This is a genomic window from Staphylococcus sp. SUC_1.2 (genome assembly GCF_026222585.1).
The window spans coordinates 1-19,881 of sequence record NZ_JANJPM010000017.1; the positions used below are offsets into that span (position 1 = coordinate 1).

General features: G+C 30.8%; 15 protein-coding genes. 13 read left to right on the forward strand and 2 right to left on the reverse strand.

The window, feature by feature from the left end; all coding sequences use genetic code 11:
* On the forward strand, positions 1–3,951 hold a 3,951-nt coding region (locus NR218_RS07145), incomplete at its 5' end, for a DUF1542 domain-containing protein (protein WP_265883294.1).
* A gap of 96 nt (positions 3,952–4,047) precedes the next feature.
* Here the strand turns inward: NR218_RS07145 and NR218_RS07150 are convergent.
* Entirely contained in the window at positions 4,048–5,304 is a 1,257-nt protein-coding gene (locus tag NR218_RS07150; RefSeq protein ID WP_048761794.1) for an NAD(P)/FAD-dependent oxidoreductase, read from the reverse strand.
* Between the two features lie 276 nt (positions 5,305–5,580).
* Between NR218_RS07150 and NR218_RS07155 the strand changes: the two genes are divergently transcribed.
* The 7 genes from NR218_RS07155 to trmB all read left to right on the forward strand — a co-directional run bounded on the left by NR218_RS07155 (position 5,581) and on the right by trmB (position 12,551).
* A complete protein-coding gene (locus NR218_RS07155) occupies positions 5,581–7,218 on the forward strand; it encodes a putative polysaccharide biosynthesis protein (protein WP_017176348.1) in 1,638 nt (545 codons plus the stop codon).
* Positions 7,215–7,901, forward strand: coding sequence for a pseudouridine synthase (locus NR218_RS07160; RefSeq protein WP_017176347.1), 687 nt, complete (start codon positions 7,215–7,217; stop codon positions 7,899–7,901). The genes NR218_RS07155 and NR218_RS07160 overlap by 4 nt, the downstream gene beginning before the upstream one ends.
* A gap of 26 nt (positions 7,902–7,927) precedes the next feature.
* A complete protein-coding gene (locus NR218_RS07165) occupies positions 7,928–8,359 on the forward strand; it encodes a YtxH domain-containing protein (RefSeq protein WP_002488017.1) in 432 nt (143 codons plus the stop codon).
* Positions 8,360–8,502: 143 nt separating this feature from the next.
* Positions 8,503–9,912 carry a dipeptidase PepV gene (pepV, locus tag NR218_RS07170; RefSeq protein WP_002488011.1) on the forward strand — a complete coding sequence of 470 codons (1,410 nt, stop codon included), beginning with the start codon at positions 8,503–8,505 and terminating at the stop codon, positions 9,910–9,912.
* Between the two features lie 3 nt (positions 9,913–9,915).
* The gene (gene dat / locus NR218_RS07175) at positions 9,916–10,767 is read left to right on the forward strand and encodes a D-amino-acid transaminase (RefSeq protein ID WP_002488018.1); all 852 of its coding nucleotides are present in this window, start codon (positions 9,916–9,918) and stop codon (positions 10,765–10,767) included.
* 337 nt (positions 10,768–11,104) lie between these two features.
* The gene (locus NR218_RS07180; protein ID WP_002488010.1) at positions 11,105–11,896 is read left to right on the forward strand and encodes a phosphotransferase family protein; all 792 of its coding nucleotides are present in this window, start codon (positions 11,105–11,107) and stop codon (positions 11,894–11,896) included.
* 13 nt (positions 11,897–11,909) lie between these two features.
* Positions 11,910–12,551, forward strand: coding sequence for a tRNA (guanosine(46)-N7)-methyltransferase TrmB (trmB, locus tag NR218_RS07185; protein WP_002449690.1), 642 nt, complete (start codon positions 11,910–11,912; stop codon positions 12,549–12,551).
* A gap of 326 nt (positions 12,552–12,877) precedes the next feature.
* Here trmB and NR218_RS07190 read toward each other — a convergent pair whose 3' ends face one another.
* The gene (locus NR218_RS07190; protein ID WP_037541145.1) at positions 12,878–13,195 is read right to left on the reverse strand and encodes a PepSY domain-containing protein; all 318 of its coding nucleotides are present in this window, start codon (positions 13,193–13,195) and stop codon (positions 12,878–12,880) included.
* A 92-nt stretch (positions 13,196–13,287) separates the two neighbouring features.
* Between NR218_RS07190 and NR218_RS07195 the strand changes: the two genes are divergently transcribed.
* The 5 genes from NR218_RS07195 to NR218_RS07215 all read left to right on the forward strand — a co-directional run bounded on the left by NR218_RS07195 (position 13,288) and on the right by NR218_RS07215 (position 19,864).
* Complete coding sequence (locus tag NR218_RS07195; protein ID WP_017176345.1) at positions 13,288–14,370, forward strand: M42 family metallopeptidase; 1,083 nt, start codon at positions 13,288–13,290, stop codon at positions 14,368–14,370.
* Between the two features lies 1 nt (position 14,371).
* On the forward strand, positions 14,372–14,683 hold the full coding sequence (locus tag NR218_RS07200; RefSeq protein ID WP_002449688.1) for a thioredoxin family protein: 312 nt from the start codon (positions 14,372–14,374) through the stop codon (positions 14,681–14,683).
* Between the two features lie 116 nt (positions 14,684–14,799).
* Positions 14,800–15,654: a DUF1444 domain-containing protein gene (locus tag NR218_RS07205; RefSeq protein WP_017176344.1), complete on the forward strand. Its 855-nt coding sequence runs from the start codon at positions 14,800–14,802 to the stop codon at positions 15,652–15,654.
* A gap of 28 nt (positions 15,655–15,682) precedes the next feature.
* Positions 15,683–16,279 (forward strand): YtpR family tRNA-binding protein, encoded by a 597-nt coding sequence (gene ytpR / locus NR218_RS07210; RefSeq protein ID WP_017176343.1) that lies wholly within the window; start codon positions 15,683–15,685, stop codon positions 16,277–16,279.
* A 24-nt stretch (positions 16,280–16,303) separates the two neighbouring features.
* Positions 16,304–19,864, forward strand: a complete 3,561-nt coding sequence (locus NR218_RS07215) for a DNA translocase FtsK (RefSeq protein WP_037541143.1) — start codon at positions 16,304–16,306, stop codon at positions 19,862–19,864.
* Positions 19,865–19,881 lie beyond the last annotated feature (17 nt).

Consider the following 19,881-nt stretch of genomic DNA (forward strand, 5'->3'; position numbering starts at 1 on the left):
ACAAAAACAAATGGTACAACTACAATCAATGCAATCCAACCAGAAGTAATCAAAAAATCAGAAGCAAGACAAGCAATTGATGATGTTGCAAGAGCTAAAAAAGAAGCGATTGATCAAACACCAGATGCGACAACAGAAGAAAAAGAGGCAGCCAAAGCGAAGGTAGACCAAGCGGTAACGGAAGCCAAAGCTCATATCAATGAAGCAATAAATAATTCAGGTGTGGATGAAGCAAAAACAAATGGTACGAATACAATCAATGCAATCCAACCAGATGTGCTTAAAAAATCAGAAGCAAGACAAGCAATTGATAATGAAGTTATTAATAAGAAGACAGAGATCGACAATAATGTTGATGCAACTATAGAAGAAAAAGAAGCCGCAAAATCAAAAGTAGACGAAGCTGCAGTAGAAGCAAAAAATAATATTAATCATACAGAAATAAATCAAGCTGTTGATCAAGCAAAAGAAGATGGTGTTACAACAGTTAGTCATATTCAACCAAATATAGTTAAGAAAATAGCAGCAAAGACTGCAATCGATGAAGTAGCTAGAATTAAAAAAGAAGCGATTGATCAAACACCGGGTGCAACAACAGAAGAAAAAGAAGCAGCGAAATCAAAAGTAGACGAAGCTGCGACAGAAGCAAGAAATAATATTAATCGTGCTTTGTCTAACAATGATGTAGATCAAGTAGTACATAATAGTACGGCATCAATAAATAATATCCAACCAGATATAGTTAAAAAAGAACAAGCAAAACGAGGTATAGATACTCAAGCAAAAATCAAAAAAGCCATCATTGATCAAACATCTGATGCAACGACAGAAGAAAAAGAAGCAGCGAAATCAAAAGTTGATGAAGAGGTAACAAAAGCAAAACATAGTATTGATCAAGCAGTAACAAATAGTGATGTAGATCAAGCAAAAGATAGAGGAACTGTTGCTATAAATAACATTCAGCCAGAAGTTGTAAAAAAAGAGACAGCTAAGACTTCTATTGATCAAATTGCATTAACTAGAAAAAACATCATTGATCAAACACCTGATGCAACTGAAGAAGAAAAAGAAGCAGCGAAATCAAAAGTTGATGAAGAGGTAACAAAAGCAAAACGTAACATTAATCAAGCAGTTACAAATAATGATGTGAATCAAGTTGAGCATAATAGCACAATAGCAATTAATAATATTCAACCCAATATTATAAAAAAAATTGCAGCTAAAACGTTAATTGATCAAGTAGCAAGAGCTAAAAAAAATAATATTGATCAAACATCAAATGCGACAATAGAAGAAAAAGAAGCAGCAAAACAAAAAGTTGACGAAGAAGTTACAAAAGCAAAACATAGTATTGATCAAGCCATAACAAATAGTGATGTAGATCAAGCAAAAGATAGAGGAACTGTTGCTATAAATAACATTCAGCCAGAAGTTGTAAAAAAAGAGACAGCTAAGAATGCTATTGATCAAATTGCATTAACTAGGAAAGCCATCATTGATCAAACACCTGATGCAACTGAAGAAGAAAAAGAAGCAGCGAAATCAAAAGTTGACGAAGAAGTCATAAAAGCAAAACATGGAATTGATCAAGCAAGAACAAATAATGACGTAGATCAAGTTGAACAAAATAGCACTACAGTGATAAATAATATTCAGCCGACAGTAGTTAAAAAATCAGAAGCAAGACAAGCAATTGATGATTTAGCTAAACTTAAAAAAGCAACTATTGATTTAACGCAAGAAGCAACTGAAGAAGAAAAAGAAGCAGCGAAAAGTAAAGTGGATCAAGCGTTAACAGAAGCTAAAACTCATATCAACGAAGCAGAAAATGATGATGGAGTTGATAACGCGAAAACAAAAGGGATAAATGTTATTAATACAATCCAACTTGAAATTATAAAAAAAGTAGAGGCAAAACATGAAATTGACCAATCTGCAATTGCTAAGAAAAAAATTATAGATCAAACACCAGATGCAACTGAAGAAGAAAAAGAAGTAGCAAAACAAAAAGTAGATGAAGAAGCTACAAAATCAAAAGATAATATTGATCAAGCTACAACAAATGATGCAGTGGATCAAGCAAAAACAACAGGAAATACAGAGATCAATAATATTCAACCAGAAGTGGTTAAAAAATCAGAAGCAAGACAAGCAATTGATGAAGTAGCAAAAGTAAAAAAAGAAAAAATTAATCAAATGCTAGATGCAACTGAAGAAGAAAAAGAAGTAGCAAAACAAAAAGTTGATGAAGAAGTTATAAAAGCGAAAAATACTATAAATCAAGCTACAACAAATGACGGTGTGAATAATGCTAAAACAACTGGTAAAAATACTATTGAAAATATACAACCAGAAGTAGTTAAAAAAGCTGAAGCAAGAAAAGCGATAGATGAAGCAGCAACTCTTAGAAAAAATCTAATTGATCAAGATAATTCGACAACAAAAGAAGAAAAAGACATAGCTAAACAAAAAATTGATGATGAGGTTAATAAAGCTAAAAGAAATGTTGATCAATCAATAAATAATTCCAATGTAGATCATGCACAAATTAATGGTATAAGTGCAATAAATAACATTAATGCGGTAGCTTTGAAAAAAACACAAGCCAAAAAATCTATAGATGATGAAGTAACAGCAAAAAAAGCAGAAATTGATAGTAATCATGAAGCAACGAATGAAGAAAAAGAAATGACAAAACGTAAAGTAGATGAAGCAGCAACAAAAGCGAAACATAATGTTGATCAATCTACAACGAATGATACAGTAGATCAATCAACTCAAATTGGAATTTCAAATATATCTAATATTCAACCAGAGACAATACAAAAATCCTTAGCTAGACAAGCGATAGATGATGAAGCAACAATTAAAAAAGCAGAAATTGATAATAATCACAATGCAACAAAAGAAGAAAAGGATGTGGCTAGACAAAAAGTAGATGAAGAAGTTATAAAAGCAAAGAATAATATTGCTCAATCTACGACTAATTCTGATGTTGAAATAGCCAAAGAAAGTGGTAAACATGCTATTGATGAAATTCAACCAGAAATAGTTAAAAAATCTGTAGCTAAACAAACTATCGACGAATTAGCTAAACAAAAGAAAGCAGAAATTGATCAAACACCAAACGCAACAAAAGAAGAAAAGGATGCAGCAAAACAAAAAGTAGAAGAGGCAGTAATGAGAGCTAAAAAACTGCTCGAAGGTGCCAATACTAACTCAGATGTCGATCAGACTACAGAGCAAGGTAAACAATCAATTAATAGTATTCAAGTTGAAGTTATTAAAAAAGCAGATGCTTTATCTAAATTAGAAGTGGAATTACAAAAATTAAAAGATAAAGTATCATCTGATCAAACATTTACAATAGATGAAAAACTATTCATAAAACAAAAACTTGATGAATCATATAAAAAAGCAGAAGAAAAAGTAAACCAAGCTCAAACTAATAAACAAGTTGATAATATAAAAATACATTATCTTCAAGAATTTAATAAAATAGTTCTAATCGACAAAGTAAAATTGAAAGCTAAAGCCCAAATTTTTGATGTAGCAAATAAACGTAAAGCGTATATTAAAGGATTAACAAATATATCAGAATATAATAGAAATAAAGCTTATAAACAAATTGATGTTTATGTTATGAAAGCCTTAAATAAATTAGTTGAAAATGTGACTACTAATGATATTAATGAATTAACGAGAGTGACTATTAATGAGATTGAACATGTGAATGTTAAGCAATTTGAAAATAACTTTGGATTGGTTAATGACAACAAAGTTACATTTAATAATTTTAATAATAAATTTAATGTGAATAATAATCATTCAAAATTAAATACTCTACCTTATACAGGTGAAAATGAAAACTCATTATTATCTTTAGCTGAGTTCACATTATTAAGTGGTCTGCTATTATTATTAAAACGAAGAAAAAAAGAAGATAAATAATAAAAAATAAATTCAGTTATCTTCGTATTCAAAATATGAAATAAAAAACACTCCAAAAGTTATAATTTTACTTAACTTTTGAAGTGTTTTTTATTTTTAAGTATATATAAATTGTCTAGCTTCGTTTCCAGCGACGTGGCCGGTAACTAAAGCACTTGTAATATTGTAGCCGCCTGTATACCCATGAATGTCTAATACTTCTCCACATAAAAATAAACCAGGTTGAATTTTTGACATCATTGTTTTAGGCCATATTTCTTTAAGAGAAACGCCACCACCCGTAACAAATGCTCTTTCAATTGAAAGGGTACCATTAACAGTGAAAATGAATTGTTTGAAATGTTCTGCGAGGTGAGTCAACTGTTGATTTGAAAGATGATGAAATGTTGTATTTTCATTAATATTAGCCTGTTCTAGCATAAACAATAAATATCTTTCTTCTATTAAACCACGCAGTGCATTTTTTATATATTTGTCTGGTTCTTCGCTTAAGATTTTCTTTATTTTATTTTCTAAATCTTGTAAAGAAATCTCTGGAAATACATCTAATTGTAATTGTATGTCTTGTTTTTTCTGATTTTTTTGTTCTTTATAAACGAATTGGCTACAACGTAATGCAGCTGGTCCACTTACACCAAAGTGTGTAAAAATCATATCCATTTGATGACTAATACGTTTTTTACCATTTTTCTTTAAAACTGATAATTCTACATTTTTTAAACTTAAGCCTTTAAGTGTTTTATTTTTAATAAAAGATTCACTAGATGTAATAGGAACTTCAGTAGGGAATAATTCAGTAATAGTGTGGCCTAGATTTTTAGCAAATCTGTAGCCATCACCTGTGGATCCAGTTTGGGGGACGCTTGTTCCACCAGTCGCAATAATAACTGTTTTTGATTCAAATTCGCCATCTTGTGTTTTTACTATAAAAGATTGATCATTTTTAGAAATGTCATTAACAACAGTTTCTTCTTTAATTTCAACGTTGTTATTCTTAATTGTATTAACTAAAGTATCAACAATATCTTGTGATTTGTTTGAAACTGGAAACATTCTTCCATGATCTTCTTCTTTTAATTTTATACCACGACTTTCAAAAAATTCTATTATGGATTCGTTATCAAATTTTGAAAATGGACTATATAAAAATTTACCGTTTCCGGGTATATTTTTGATGATTTCTTCATAAGGTAGACGATTAGTCACATTACATCTACCACCACCAGAAATTTTTAATTTTCTTCCAAGACCTTTTTTCTTTTCGATTAATAGAACCTTACTACTATTTTCACTCGCAGCAACTGCTGCCATTAATCCGCTTGGTCCACCGCCAATGATTATTGTTTGATACATATATTAACCTCCGTTATCATACATTTATATTCTACATAAATACTTATTATTTTGCGAACCGAAGTAGAATTTTGCGTTAAAAAGTGTATTAAATACATAAATAAAAAACTTACAATATTTTTATTTAATAATAGTGAGAATAATTGACAAAAAAAACTTAAAAAGAAACGAGAAACAATAAGTATTTTGTGATATATTTTATAGTAATGCAAGTCCTTAGTTTAGACAGATGTATAACGACATAGTTTGATTAAATTAAAGATAGGAAGATTGAATATGAGTGAAAATAAGGAAATGGTGCGCGGAACCTTTTTAATAACATTTAGTATTTTAATTACTAAAATTCTAGGTGTTTTATTTGTAATTCCTTTTTATGCGATTATGGGTGCAAATGCGGAGGAAAAGTTAGCGCCATTTAACTATGCTTATGTTCCTTATAATATTGCTATTGCTGTCGCGACAGCTGGAGTGCCTTTAGCAGCTTCAAAATTTGTAGCAAAGTATAATGCAATAGGAGCATATAGAGTTGGACAGAAACTCTATAAATCGAGTTTTATCGTAATGTCGATATCAGGTATTATAGGATTTTTAATATTGTTTTATTTAGCACCTGATATTGCAGTTATTACTTTAGGTCAAAAAGAAGGAAAAGGTGGATGGACAGTACCAGAGATTACTTGGATTATTCGTATCATCAGTATAGTAGTGGTTTTTATCCCACTATTAGCAACATGGAGAGGGGTATTCCAAGGTTATCAATCGATGGGTCCAACTGCTGTATCTGAAGTTACTGAACAATTAGCCAGAATTATATTTATATTAATAGGTAGTTATTTAGTTTTAAATGTTTTTCATGGTACATATCTACAAGCTAATGGTGTAGCTACATTCGCAGCCGCTGTGGGAGCAATTGCAGGTTTATTTACTCTTTGGTATTACTGGAAAAAACGTAAACCTCACATTCAAAAAATGGTAGAGTCTGATCGTACAGGATTAGACATTTCTTATGGAAGAATGTATAAAGAAATTATTGCATACAGTATTCCGTTTGTAATTGTTAGTTTAAACTTTCCATTATTTAACCTTGTTGATCAATTTACACATAACAATGCACTAGATGCAGCAGGATTCCATGCAAATAAAGATTATTTCTTTACGATATTAAACTTTACAACCAATAAAATTGTAATGATTCCAACATCACTTGCAGCAGGTTTTGCGGTAAGTTTAATACCATATATTACTAAAACATATGCAGAAGGTCGTTTAACTGAAATGCATCGTCAAATTAAAACATCAATCGGTGTATTAATGTATATTACAGTTCCAGCAAGTTTAGGGATAATGGCACTGGCTGCACCTTTATATACAGTTTTCTATCAATATAATCCAGATGGAAACAAAATGTTATTTATCTATGCCCCTGTAGCAATATTAATTTCTTTACTTAGTGTTACTGCTTCGATGTTACAAGGTATAGACAAACAAAAATTGACAGTGTTTGTCATTTTAGGAGCCGTTGTATTAAAGTTAGCACTTAATATTCCATTAATTATGACTTTCCATACTGCAGGAGCAATTTTAAGTACTGCTATTGCATTGAGTTTTGCGATTACAGCAAATTTCTTTATTTTAAAAATATATGCGAAATATGAATTTACAGAAACATTTGTGCAAGTAGCGAAAATTTTTATTTATAGTTTAATCATGATGATTAGTGTAGAAATTGTTTACTTAATTTTAGGTCATTTTGTCCCTGTAGAACGTAAATTTGGAGCAATGATTATATTATTTGTTGGGGTTATTATCGGTGCATTAGTGTATGGCGGTATCACAATTAAAAATCGATTAGCTGATCAATTTCTTGGTGAATTACCAGCAAAGATTAGACGTAAAGTTGGATTCTTAAGATGAGGTTAGATAAATTTTTATCGAATATGGGAGTTGGCACGCGTACTGAGGTAAAGCAGCTTTTAAAGAAAAATAGTGTCAAAGTTAATGATAAAGTGGAAAAATCGCCTAAATCCCAAGTGAATCCTGAGCAAGATGAAATTACTGTAGATGGCAAAATAATAGAGTATATTAATCATGTTTATATTATGTTAAATAAGCCCAAAGGATATGTTTCTGCTACTTATGATGATATAAATCAAACAGTGATAGATCTTATTGATGATTACCGTCATCTTGATATATTTCCAGTAGGCAGACTAGATAAAGATACTGAAGGTTTATTACTTATTACTAATGATGGACAATTTAACCATAATTTAATGAGTCCATCTAAACATGTGTCTAAAACGTATAAAGTAACCTCTAAATATCCTATTAAAAACGAAGATATTATTGCTTTTAAAAATGGAATTGAACTATCAGATGGCAAAGTAAAACCAGCACAACTTGAAAAACTAGATCATAAATTATCTTTAGTTACTATTTATGAAGGAAAGTATCATCAAGTGAAAAGAATGTTTCATTCAATTGATAATGAGGTATTAGAATTAAAACGTCTTAAAATTTCTAATTTGACGTTAGATGAAAACTTAAAATCTGGAGAGTATCGTTTACTAACTTCAGAAGAATTAAAACTTTTATAGTAATAAAAGAGAAAAGGGGTAATATGATGGCTAAAAGTGCAGGTTTATTAAGAATTGTGGCAGGAATTGGTGCTGCAGCGGCTGCAGTAGCATTATCACGTGAAAGTAGCAGAAATAAATTAAAAGCTGAGTATAATAAATATAAAGAAAATCCAGAAGGCTATAAACAAAATGCGAAAGGGCTAGTTAATGATATTAGCTCAAAAGCAAATGAAACAATTCAAAACGTAAAGAATGACCCACAAGGTTATGCAAATCGTTTAAAAAATGATCCTAAATCTTTATTACAAGATGAAAAATCTAAATTCACTAATGTGAATACTAAAAAAAATGATACACATGAATTAGCAGAAGGTAAATTTGATGATGAAGGTGGCGCAACTGTTAATAATAATTTAAGAGTAGTCACTGAAGAAGATTTGAAAAACAATCATAATGCCTTAGACGATAGACATTAAACTTAAATTTTAAAGAAGTGAGAAAATTTTTTCTCACTTCTTTTTTTATATGTACTATGAAATTTTCTGACATCTTGTTGTCATTTAATACTAGATTTATGTAAAATAATAGGTATATCTATTGAAAAGGAAGTTGATCTCTAATGTGGAAAGAAAAAGTACAAGAATATGAAAGTCAAATTATTGAAGATTTAAATGGATTACTTTCAATCAAGAGTGTGAGAGATGATAGTCAAGCTTCAGAGGAAGCACCAGTTGGTCCTGGACCTCGTGAAGCTCTTGATTATATGTATAAAATCGCTCAAAGAGATGGTTTTTCTACCCATGATGTTGATCATATTGCTGGAAGAATTGAAGCAGGTCAAGGTGAAGATGTATTGGGAATTTTATGTCATGTAGATGTCGTTCCTGCTGGAGACGGTTGGGATTCTGATCCATTTAAACCTGTTGTAACAGATGATGCTATTGTGGCAAGAGGTACACTTGATGATAAAGGTCCAACTATCGCAGCTTACTATGCAGTTAAAATTTTAAATGAAATGAATGTAGATTGGAAAAAACGTATTCATATTATTATTGGTACAGATGAAGAATCTGACTGGAAATGTACAGAAAGATATTTCAAAACAGAAGAAATGCCTGCTTTAGGTTTTGCACCAGATGCTGAATTCCCTGCTATTCATGGTGAAAAAGGAATTACAACATTTGATTTAGTCCAAAATGTAAGCTCACATCATACTGATCATTCAGAAGCAAAACTTCTTTCATTTAAATCTGGTCAACGTTATAACATGGTTCCTGATCATGCTAAAGCACATATTTTGGTTGAAAAAAATATGACAGACGTAGTTCAACATTTCGAACATTATCTAGACCAACGTCAACTAGAAGGTGAAGCGGTTGTAGATAATGGTGAATTGATATTAACTGTTGAAGGGAAAGCCGTCCATGGTATGGATCCTTCACTTGGTGTGAATGCTGGTTTATATCTTATTGACTTCCTATCAACTTTGAATCTTAATCAAGCTGCAAAAGAATTCGCTGAATTTAGTAATCGTTATTTACATGAATCTCATTTTGGTGAAAAAATGGGTATGAAGTTCCATACTGATGTTATGGGAGACGTGACAGCAAACGTAGGTATCATTACGTATGATAAAGAAAAAGGTGGCAAATTTGGTATCAATTTACGTTATCCTAAAGGCTTCGAATTTGAAACTGCTTTAGAACGTTTTAAAAATGAAATCAAATCTCAAGGGTTTGAAATAGAATTAGGTAAAGTTCAACAACCTCATTTCGTAGATAAAAATGATCCATTTGTACAAAAACTTGTCACTGCTTATAGAAATCAAACAGGTGATATGACAGAACCTTATACAATTGGTGGAGGCACTTATGCACGTAATTTAGACAAAGGTGTTGCATTTGGAGCTATGTTTGAAGATTCAGAGGATTTAATGCATCAAAAGAATGAATATATTACTAAAAAACAATTATTCAACGCAACAAGTATCTATTTAGAAGCAATTTATTCACTATGTGTGGAGGGATAAATAATGACAAAAGTATTTATTAACGGAGAATTTTTAAATCAAGAAGACGCAAAAGTGTCTTATGAAGACCGAGGTTATGTATTTGGAGATGGTATATATGAATATATTCGTGCATACAACGGTAAATTATTTACAGTAACTGAACACTTTGAAAGGTTCCTTAGAAGTGCGAGTGAAATTCAAATCGATTTAGGCTATACTGTCGAGGAGCTAACAGATATTGTAAGACAACTTTTAAAAATCAATGACATTCAAAATGGTGGAATTTATATTCAAGCGACAAGAGGTGTAGCACCAAGAAACCATTCTTTCCCAACTCCAGAAGTTAAACCTGCTATTATGGCATTTGCTAAAAGTTATGATCGTCCATACGACGACTTTGAAAATGGCATTAATGCTGTAACAGTTGAAGATATTAGATGGTTACGTTGTGACATTAAAAGTTTAAATTTATTAGGAAATGTTCTTGCTAAAGAATATGCAGTTAAATATAATGCAACAGAAGCCATTCAACATAGAGATGAAACTGTTACTGAAGGTGCGTCAAGTAATGTGTATGCGATTAAAGATGGCGAAATCTATACACATCCCGTTAATAATTACATTTTAAATGGTATTACTCGAAAAGTAATTAAATGGGTTGCTGAAGATGACAACATACCATTTAATGAAGAAACATTTACAGTTGATTTCTTAAAAAATGCAGATGAAGTCATTGTGTCTAGTACTTCTGCTGAAGTAACACCTGTCGTTAAGATTGATGGCGAAATTGTAAATGATGGTAAAGTAGGTCCAATTACTAAAAAATTACAAGAAGGATTCGAAAAGTATATTGAATCAAAAAGTATCAATTAACTTTAAATTTCTTCAACGATGATGTATATGATATGTTATAATATTTATAAAGCATTCGGGATTTTAGCTTTTTCATACTAGTAAAATGTATCATTTTGTTTCTCATTTTCAGTTGAAAAATTAAGCTAAAAATTATAAAATCATCATTGAGTGATTAAAGAGATAACGTAAAAAATTTAAATGATTTGAAGACATTTAAATAATAATTTTATCAATATAACAAAAACAAAGTTAGAAATATAATCGTTAGATAAAAAGCGATGATTAAATTAGATATATGGCTCTTGAAAAACTATATTTCTCGAGCCATTTTCTAGTTGAAAGTGAGGTGAACGAGTTGGAGCAGTTTTATCAATTAGGGTGGACGCTTGATTCTGCAGGTGGAGCATCTGGAGAAGCGTATATGGCTGAACAAGATGGACAAAAATTATTTCTTAAGCGTAACTCAAATCCATTTATTGCAGCTTTATCTGCAGAAGGTATTGTGCCTAAGTTAGTTTGGACAAAACGTATTGAAACAGGCGAAGTGGTAACAGCACAACATTGGAAAAATGGTAGAGAACTTACACCATCTGAAATGTCTCAAAGAAGAGTTGCTGAACTTCTCAAAAAAATACATGGTTCAAAACCACTACTTAATATGTTAAAACGTATGGAAATGGAGCCTATTACCCCAAATATTATGTTAAAGAAAATTAATGCTTCTTTATCTAGAGACGTATTAACCCATCATATTATTCGAAAAGCATTAACTTACTTGGAAGATCATATTCCTAATTTAGATTCACGTTTCTTTACAGTAGTTCATGGTGATGTTAATCATAATAACTGGTTACTTTCTGATCGTGATGAGTTATTTTTAGTAGATTGGGAAGGTGCAATGATTGCTGATCCAGCCATCGATATTGGTATGCTGCTATACAACTACGTTCCAAAACAACAATGGTCTAACTGGTTTAATACTTATGGTGTTAAAGAAAGTATGGACTTAAATAAACGTATGAAATGGTATACTGTGATTCAATCAATCGGCATGATTCAATGGTATGAAGAACAAAAAAGATTTAAAGATATGAACACATGGCTCAAATTTTTAAATGAGGTAATGAATAGTAATTTATTTATTTAAGGAGATTTAATACATGAGAGTCCGTTATAAACCATGGGCAGAAGATTATTTGAAAGAACATCCTGACCTAGTAGATATGGATGGTTCACATGCTGGCAAAATGAGTGATTGGTTTGATAAGAAACAGCCAATCTATATTGAAATCGGTTCAGGAATGGGGCAATTTATAACTACACTTGCAGAGCAACATCCTGAAATTAATTTTGTTTCTTTAGAACGTGAAAAAAGCGTTATGTATAAAGTGCTTGATAAAGTAAAGGATAAAGGACTCACAAATTTAAAAATGATTTGCAATGATGCAATTGAACTAAATGAGTACTTTAAAGAGAATGAAGTATCTAGAATTTATTTAAATTTCTCGGATCCTTGGCCAAAAAAAAGACATGCAAAACGTCGTTTAACGTATCGCACTTTTTTAGCTCTATATGAACAAATTCTTAAAGAAGATGGAGAAATACACTTTAAAACAGATAATAGAGGTTTATTTGCTTATAGTCTTGAAAGCATGTCACAATATGGAATGTATTTTACAAAGTTAAATTTAAATCTTCATGATGAAGATGATGAAGATAATATATTAACTGAATATGAGAAAAAATTTTCTGATAAAGGTTCCCGTATTTATAGAATGGAAGCCAAATTTCATAAAAATTAATAAATAATATATTAAATCCAACACACGAGCGTAAGAAGCAAATACATTCTTACGCTCGTGTGTTGTTTTATCATTTATTGCTCTTTATGATAAATATAAGTACATATGATAAACATCCATGCAATATATAAGAGAAAAAGAAAAAATTTAGTCCATATTTCATCTAAAAGGATTATTGATTTTTGTATTATCATAGTAATCGTTACTTTACTGTTAAGTTCGAAAATGATAAAAAATTAATAAAAACATCAAACAAATATAATTTAAAATATGAATATGAAGTAAAAAAAGTATTAAAATGTTTTTTAAATATCAAAAAAGTAATATTAATTTTCTTCAATAGTAAGTATTTCACCTGTGTGTGCATCAGCATAGAAAGTATACTCTATATCACGGTTGTTTTTATTTTGAGTAATACCACCTTGATAAACAAGACGATTTAAATATTGCTCTTTATTTTGTAAAGGTTCATGAAGAATGTAAGAACCTTTAATATCCATAAAATATGATTTTACTTCCTCTAATATTCTATCCGGATTTTTTACTTTTTTGTTTTTCAATGTACGATAGAGTATAAAAGCCGTAGATGCTCCTATAGTTATTACGATGGGAATGGAGATATATTTTATAGTCTGACAAGTCATAATTATCGAATCTAACCTTTCTATTAATAGTTCTTATTATTAGTTTACCATAATCAAAATGATATAATACATTTAAGGAGCGTGTTTATGTAATGGAAAACGATAAAACTTTATTTCGTATAAAAACATTAACAGAATTACATGGAGCACCAGGCTTTGAAGAAGAAGTACGTGACTACATGAAACAAGAAATGACACCATTTGTAGATGAAGTGATAACAACTCATATGGGAAGTATTTTTGGTGTAAAAAAATCAAAAAAACAAAATGCAAAGCGTGTGATGATAGCGGCTCATATGGACGAAATTGGCTTTATGATTACGAACATCACTCAAAATGGCATGTTACAGTTTACTAATTTAGGCGGCGTATCTAATGATATATGGCAAGGACAACGACTGCAGGTTAAAAATAGAAAAGGTGAAAAAATTGTAGGTGTAGTTTCGAATATACCAAAACATTTTAGAACAGGTAATGAAGCGGTTCCTGAGATTAAAGATTTAATGTTAGATATAGGAGCAGAAAGTGATAAAGAAGTTCGATCACGTGGAATAGAAATAGGGGACACAATTGTTCCTTTTACACCATTCACTCAATTATCTGAACATCGATATAGTGCTAAGGCATGGGATAATCGTTACGGTTGTGTCTTAGCAATTGAAATATTAGAATTACTCAAAGATGTAGAATTAGATGTAGATTTATATGTGGGTGCAAATGTTCAAGAAGAAGTTGGATTAAGAGGTGCAAAAGCATCAACTGAATTAATACAGCCAGACATAGCATTCGTTGTAGATTGTTCTCCTGCAAATGATATTAAAGGTAAACAGCAATTATCTGGTCAATTAGGTGAAGGAACATTAATTCGAATTAAAGATGGTACAATGATTCTCTCTCCACGTTTCAGAGACTATCTACTGGAGTTAGTTGATACATTTGATATTCGTTCACAATACTATATTTCACCAGGTGGTACAGATGGGGGAGAAATCCATAAAGCAAATAAAGGTGTACCTACAGCAGTTATAGGCGTATGTGCAAGATATATTCATAGTACAGATGCGGTATTTGATATTAGAGACTATTATGCCGCGCGTGAATTATTAAAACAAGCTGTGAGTCACTTAACAAATGAAAACATTTTAACATTACAATTTCAAAGTGAGGAGAAATAATATGATTACATTAGAAACTGAAAAACAATTTGAAGAATTAAAAAATGAACAAACGGTATTTGAATTTACAGCTGGATGGTGTCCAGATTGTAAAGTGATTGAACCAGATTTACCGAAATTAGAAAAAAAATACTCTAATTTTAAATTTGTATCAGTAGATCGAGATAAATTTATAGATTTAGCAATTGAAAATGATATCATGGGTATTCCAAGTTTTCTCGTATATAAAAATGGTGAATTAATGGGAAGTTATATTGGAAAAGAACGAAAATCAATCGAACAAATAGATTCATTTTTAAGTCAATATGTGTAAATGAGTAATTAGGACTTAAACTTCTTATTTATATGAAAGAATAGCCTAATTTTTCTGTAACTGGAGCTCTTTTTATTGTAAAATATTGTAAGGTGCGAAAATAGGAGTGTTTTAATATGAACGTCTTTCAAATGAGAGATACATTAAAACAACGTTTAAAACATTTAGACGTTGATTTTAAGTTTGATCGTGAAGAAGAAACATTACGTATATATAGACGAGATAATTTTAAAGGCGTAACTATCAAACTTAATGCAGTTGTAGCGAAGTATGAAGAACAAAAAGAGAAAATCATTGATGAAATTATCTATTATGTTGAAGAGGCAATTGCACAAATGGATGATAATGGTCTATCTAAAATGAAAGATATTCAAGTTATGCCTGTAATAAGATCAACTAGTTTTGATAAAAAAACTAAAGAAGGTCATCAATTTGTTATTGAAGAACATACTGCAGAAACTAATATTTATTATGCACTTGATTTAGGAAAATCGTACCGATTAATTGATGAAAGTATGTTAAAAACACTAGGTTTAACTTCACAACAAATTAAAGAAATGTCGTTGTTTAATATACGTAAACTTGAGAATAAATATAAAACAGATGAAGTAAAAGGAAATATTTTTTATTTTATCAATTCAAATGACGGATATGATGCGAGTCGTATTTTAAATACAAAGTTTTTAAATGACATTGAAGCTCAATGTGAAGGTGAAATGTTAGTCGCTGTTCCTCATCAAGATGTATTAATTATTGCTGATATACGCAATAAAACAGGCTATGATGTTATGGCACACTTGACGATGGAATTTTTTACTAAGGGACTTGTACCTATAACGTCACTTTCATTTGGTTATAAAAAAGAACATTTAGAGCCGATTTTTATTTTAGGAAAAAATAATAAACAAAAAAGAGACCCAAACGTTATTCAACGTTTAGAAGCGAATCGTAAAAAATTTAATAAAAAATAACTAATAATACGTAAAAAGGAGAATTTAAATGAATTTATTTTATAATAAAGAAGGCGTAGGGGACGTTGCATTTTTACAAATTGAACCAACAGATGGGCCTTTTGAATATGAAATAAAAAATAATGTGGTTGCTATTAAACATGAAAATCAAATTGTTGGATTTAATATTTTCGATTTTTCAAAAGTATATTCAGTTAATAGTAAGGGTCATATTAAATTAAATGAAACGCTTGTAGAAGCTATACAACAATCAATTACAAATGCAGGTTTTGATTATCAACTTGAAGCGGATTTATCACCTAAATTTGTTGTAGGCTATGTAGAAACTAAAGAAAAGCATCCTGATGCAGATAAATTAAGTATTTTGAAAGTTGATGTTGGTAGTGAAAAACTACAAATCGTGTGCGGTGCGCCAAATGTAGAAGCAGGTCAAAAAGTTGTCGTAGCTAAAGTCGGTGCAGTTATGCCAAGTGGAATGGTAATTAAAGATGCTGAATTACGTGGTGTTGCATCAAGTGGTATGATTTGTTCAATGAGAGAATTGAACTTGCCTAATGCACCTCAAGAAAAAGGAATCATGGTATTGTCTGATGATTATAAAGTAGGCAATGCATTTTTTGATTAAAAAAACTAGGAAGGATGTGGAAGTATGAGTTGGTTTGATGAATTATTTGGCAATGATAAACATTCTGATGAAGAATTACTAAGACGAAAAAATAAACGTCGACATAACTCAGAAACACAAAAGAATGGTGAGCATACCTTACTTCCTGAAAATGATGATATCTATGATCGTCCGCGTGGAAAATTTCGTTTTCCTATTGATTTAGGGCAAGATGCTGAAACATATGATGAAGCGGTTTACAGAGAAGTTGATGAAGATGAATATATGTCGCAGAAATCACCTAAAGTTGATAAAGAATTTGGTTATGGCGCTTACAGTTATGATGAAATAGATAATAATAATGACTATCCTCAAACTTATGACAGTGCAACAGATACTCGAAGACGCAGAAGAAGACAGTATACAAATCATGATGATACTGGAGTGCCTTCAATTAAAGAAAGACCTTCTAATAAACGTAATAAGTCGTTGAATAGTACACAATTAAATGATAAAAATAATAGAAAAACGACTTCTCAATATCATAAGCATACAAATAATCATTCTCATGTGAAATTACAATCGGAGCGTTTTAAAGCAAACTATAAAACGACATCGAATTCTACATATCACCATTCAAGTTTTAGAACTTCAGAAGTACCGTCTGCAGTATTTGGTACAAAAAAACGCCGACCAATTGAAAACGGTGTTATCCCTCCACTAAAAGAGAATGAGAATGACGATAATCATAATGACGAGAAACATAATTCAAAACAAGATCAAACAGCACAACGAGTATCTGATAATGATGTAAAAACAAATATAAGCAAGTCTAAAAATGAACCGTTGAGTCAAACTAAGTATGAAGATACTGATGTTTCAATTATTAATGATCAAAATTCTAATATTTATGAAACTACATCTTCAAAAAGTAACGTTCCTAATTTTTCTCAAAAAGATAATACGGTGAATATTGAGAATATTTATGCGTCACAAATAGTAGAAGAAATTAGACGTGAAAGAGAAAAAAAAGCACAACAAAAACGTAAGTTTAAAGAAGCTTTACAGAATAAGCGTCAACAATCAGCGGATAATGATAACGAAATCCAAAAAGTCATTGATGAAATGTATGCAAATCAAGCTAAGCAGTACACTGGAGAGAGTTCTCTAGATCATGAAGAAAATAATGATGAAGAGAGAACGACATATACAGAAGATAGTACTGATAAAATGGAAGACTCAAATGAGAATACGATGAATAATCATGTGATTGATGAAGGGACTCAAACTGATTCAAATACATCTAATTATGATGACGATGATGAGCAGTATCAATATGAAGAAATTGATTTGAAATCTGTCCCAAATATTCAAACTGTTAATGATAAAGATGTAGAAGTACGAGAAGTTAATGATACGACATCTACAGACGAACATAATGATGAGCCATTGTCAGACGATAATCTTAACGTATCACCTATACATTCAACTAAAGACAAACAGCATCATCTTAATAAAAATGAAGATGCTCATTTAAGTAAAGTTAATGAATTGCAAGACAATAATTATACTTCAAAAGAAGAAGTAGAGGAAGCAAAGTATCATGAGATGAACGCTTCTTCGAATGAAGAGGTAACTAAACAATCAAATCATAACGATGATGACATTGACCATTCAATTGATAATGCAATTGAGACAGATACTGAGTATGCTTCTGAACAAATTGAACATAACAATGATTCAGTTCATGACTCATCATCTAACACTGAAGATGAAAAATTAGAAGATGATAACAAACAAATCGTTGAAAATGAGGATGTTTCATCATCTATTAAATCCTCAATCATTCCGGGTAGTAAACCTTTTAACGTTGTAATGACGCCATCTGACAAAAAACGTTTGATGGATGCTAAAAAATTCAAAAAAACTAATAAAGTTAGCGTTCCAGAATTAAAACCAGAGACAAAATTGGAAAATAAATCAGTTAGTACACCAAGTTCAAGTCCATCAGTAAAAGCGACTAATAATCATGAAGAGCATATTAAAAAGAATATTAATGAACAATCACTTCAAGATAATCAAGAAGATGAAACGAGTGAACTTTCAAATGTACAAAATGAAAATACACAAGCCATATCTATGACATTAAATACTCAGAATGAAGATCAAGATGAAAACGAGCAACACGAAAGTAAAGCTGCGATTAGAAAAGGTCCTAATATTAAATTACCAAGTCTTGAATTATTAGAAGATCCGGAAATTCATCAAATTGATAACTCATGGATTGAAGAGAAAAAACAAGAATTAAATGATGCGTTTTATTACTTTAATGTTCCTGCAGAAGTTCAAAATGTGACTGTAGGTCCAAGTGTAACACGATTTGAGTTAGCTGTTGAAAAAGGTGTGAAAGTTTCGAGAATTACTGCTTTGCAAGATGATTTAAAGATGGCACTGGCCGCTAAAGATATAAGAATTGAAGCACCTATTCCAGGTACAAGCTTGGTAGGTATTGAAGTACCAAATCAAAATTCTTCAAAAGTAAGTTTAAAATCAATCTTAGAATCACCTAAGTTTAAAGATACTGAATCTAAATTAACAGTAGCTATGGGTAATCGGATTAATAATGAGCCATTATTAATGGATATTGCTAAAACGCCTCATGCTTTAATAGCTGGAGCGACAGGTTCAGGTAAATCTGTATGTATTAACAGTATATTAATGTCATTATTATATAAAAATCATCCAGAAGAGTTGAGATTATTATTGATTGATCCAAAAATGGTTGAATTAGCGCCATATAATGACTTACCACATCTTGTTTCACCAGTTATTACAGATGTTAAAGCAGCTACTCAAAGTTTAAAGTGGGCTGTTGAAGAGATGGAAAGACGTTATAAACTGTTTGCAAAATATCACGTACGCAATATTACTGCTTTCAATAAAAAAGCGTCTTACGAACAACGTATGCCTAAGATAGTCATTGTTATTGATGAATTAGCAGATTTAATGATGATGGCTCCACAAGAAGTAGAACAATCTATTGCTAGAATTGCTCAAAAAGCGAGAGCTTGTGGAATTCATATGTTAGTAGCGACACAAAGACCTTCAGTTAATGTTATTACTGGACTTATTAAAGCTAATATACCAACCCGTATTGCATTTATGGTGTCTTCAAGCGTGGACTCTAGAACTATTATTGATAGTGGAGGCGCTGAAAGACTATTAGGGTACGGTGATATGCTATATTTAGGTAGTGGTATGAATAAACCTATACGTGTACAAGGTACATTTGTATCTGATGAAGAAATTGATGATGTCGTTGATTTCATCAAAGCACAAAGAGAACCAGAATATTTATTTGAAGAAAAAGAATTGTTGAAAAAGACTCAAACTCAAGCACGAGATGAATTATTTGATGATGTTTGTAGTTTTATGGTCAAAGAAGGACATATATCTACTTCATTAATCCAACGACATTTCCAAATTGGTTATAATCGTGCAGCAAGAATCGTCGATCAATTAGAACAACTAGATTATATATCTGGAGCAAACGGCTCTAAACCAAGAGATGTATTTATTACTGAGGCAGATTTAAAGAAAGATTAATTTTAAAGGAGTTTTAT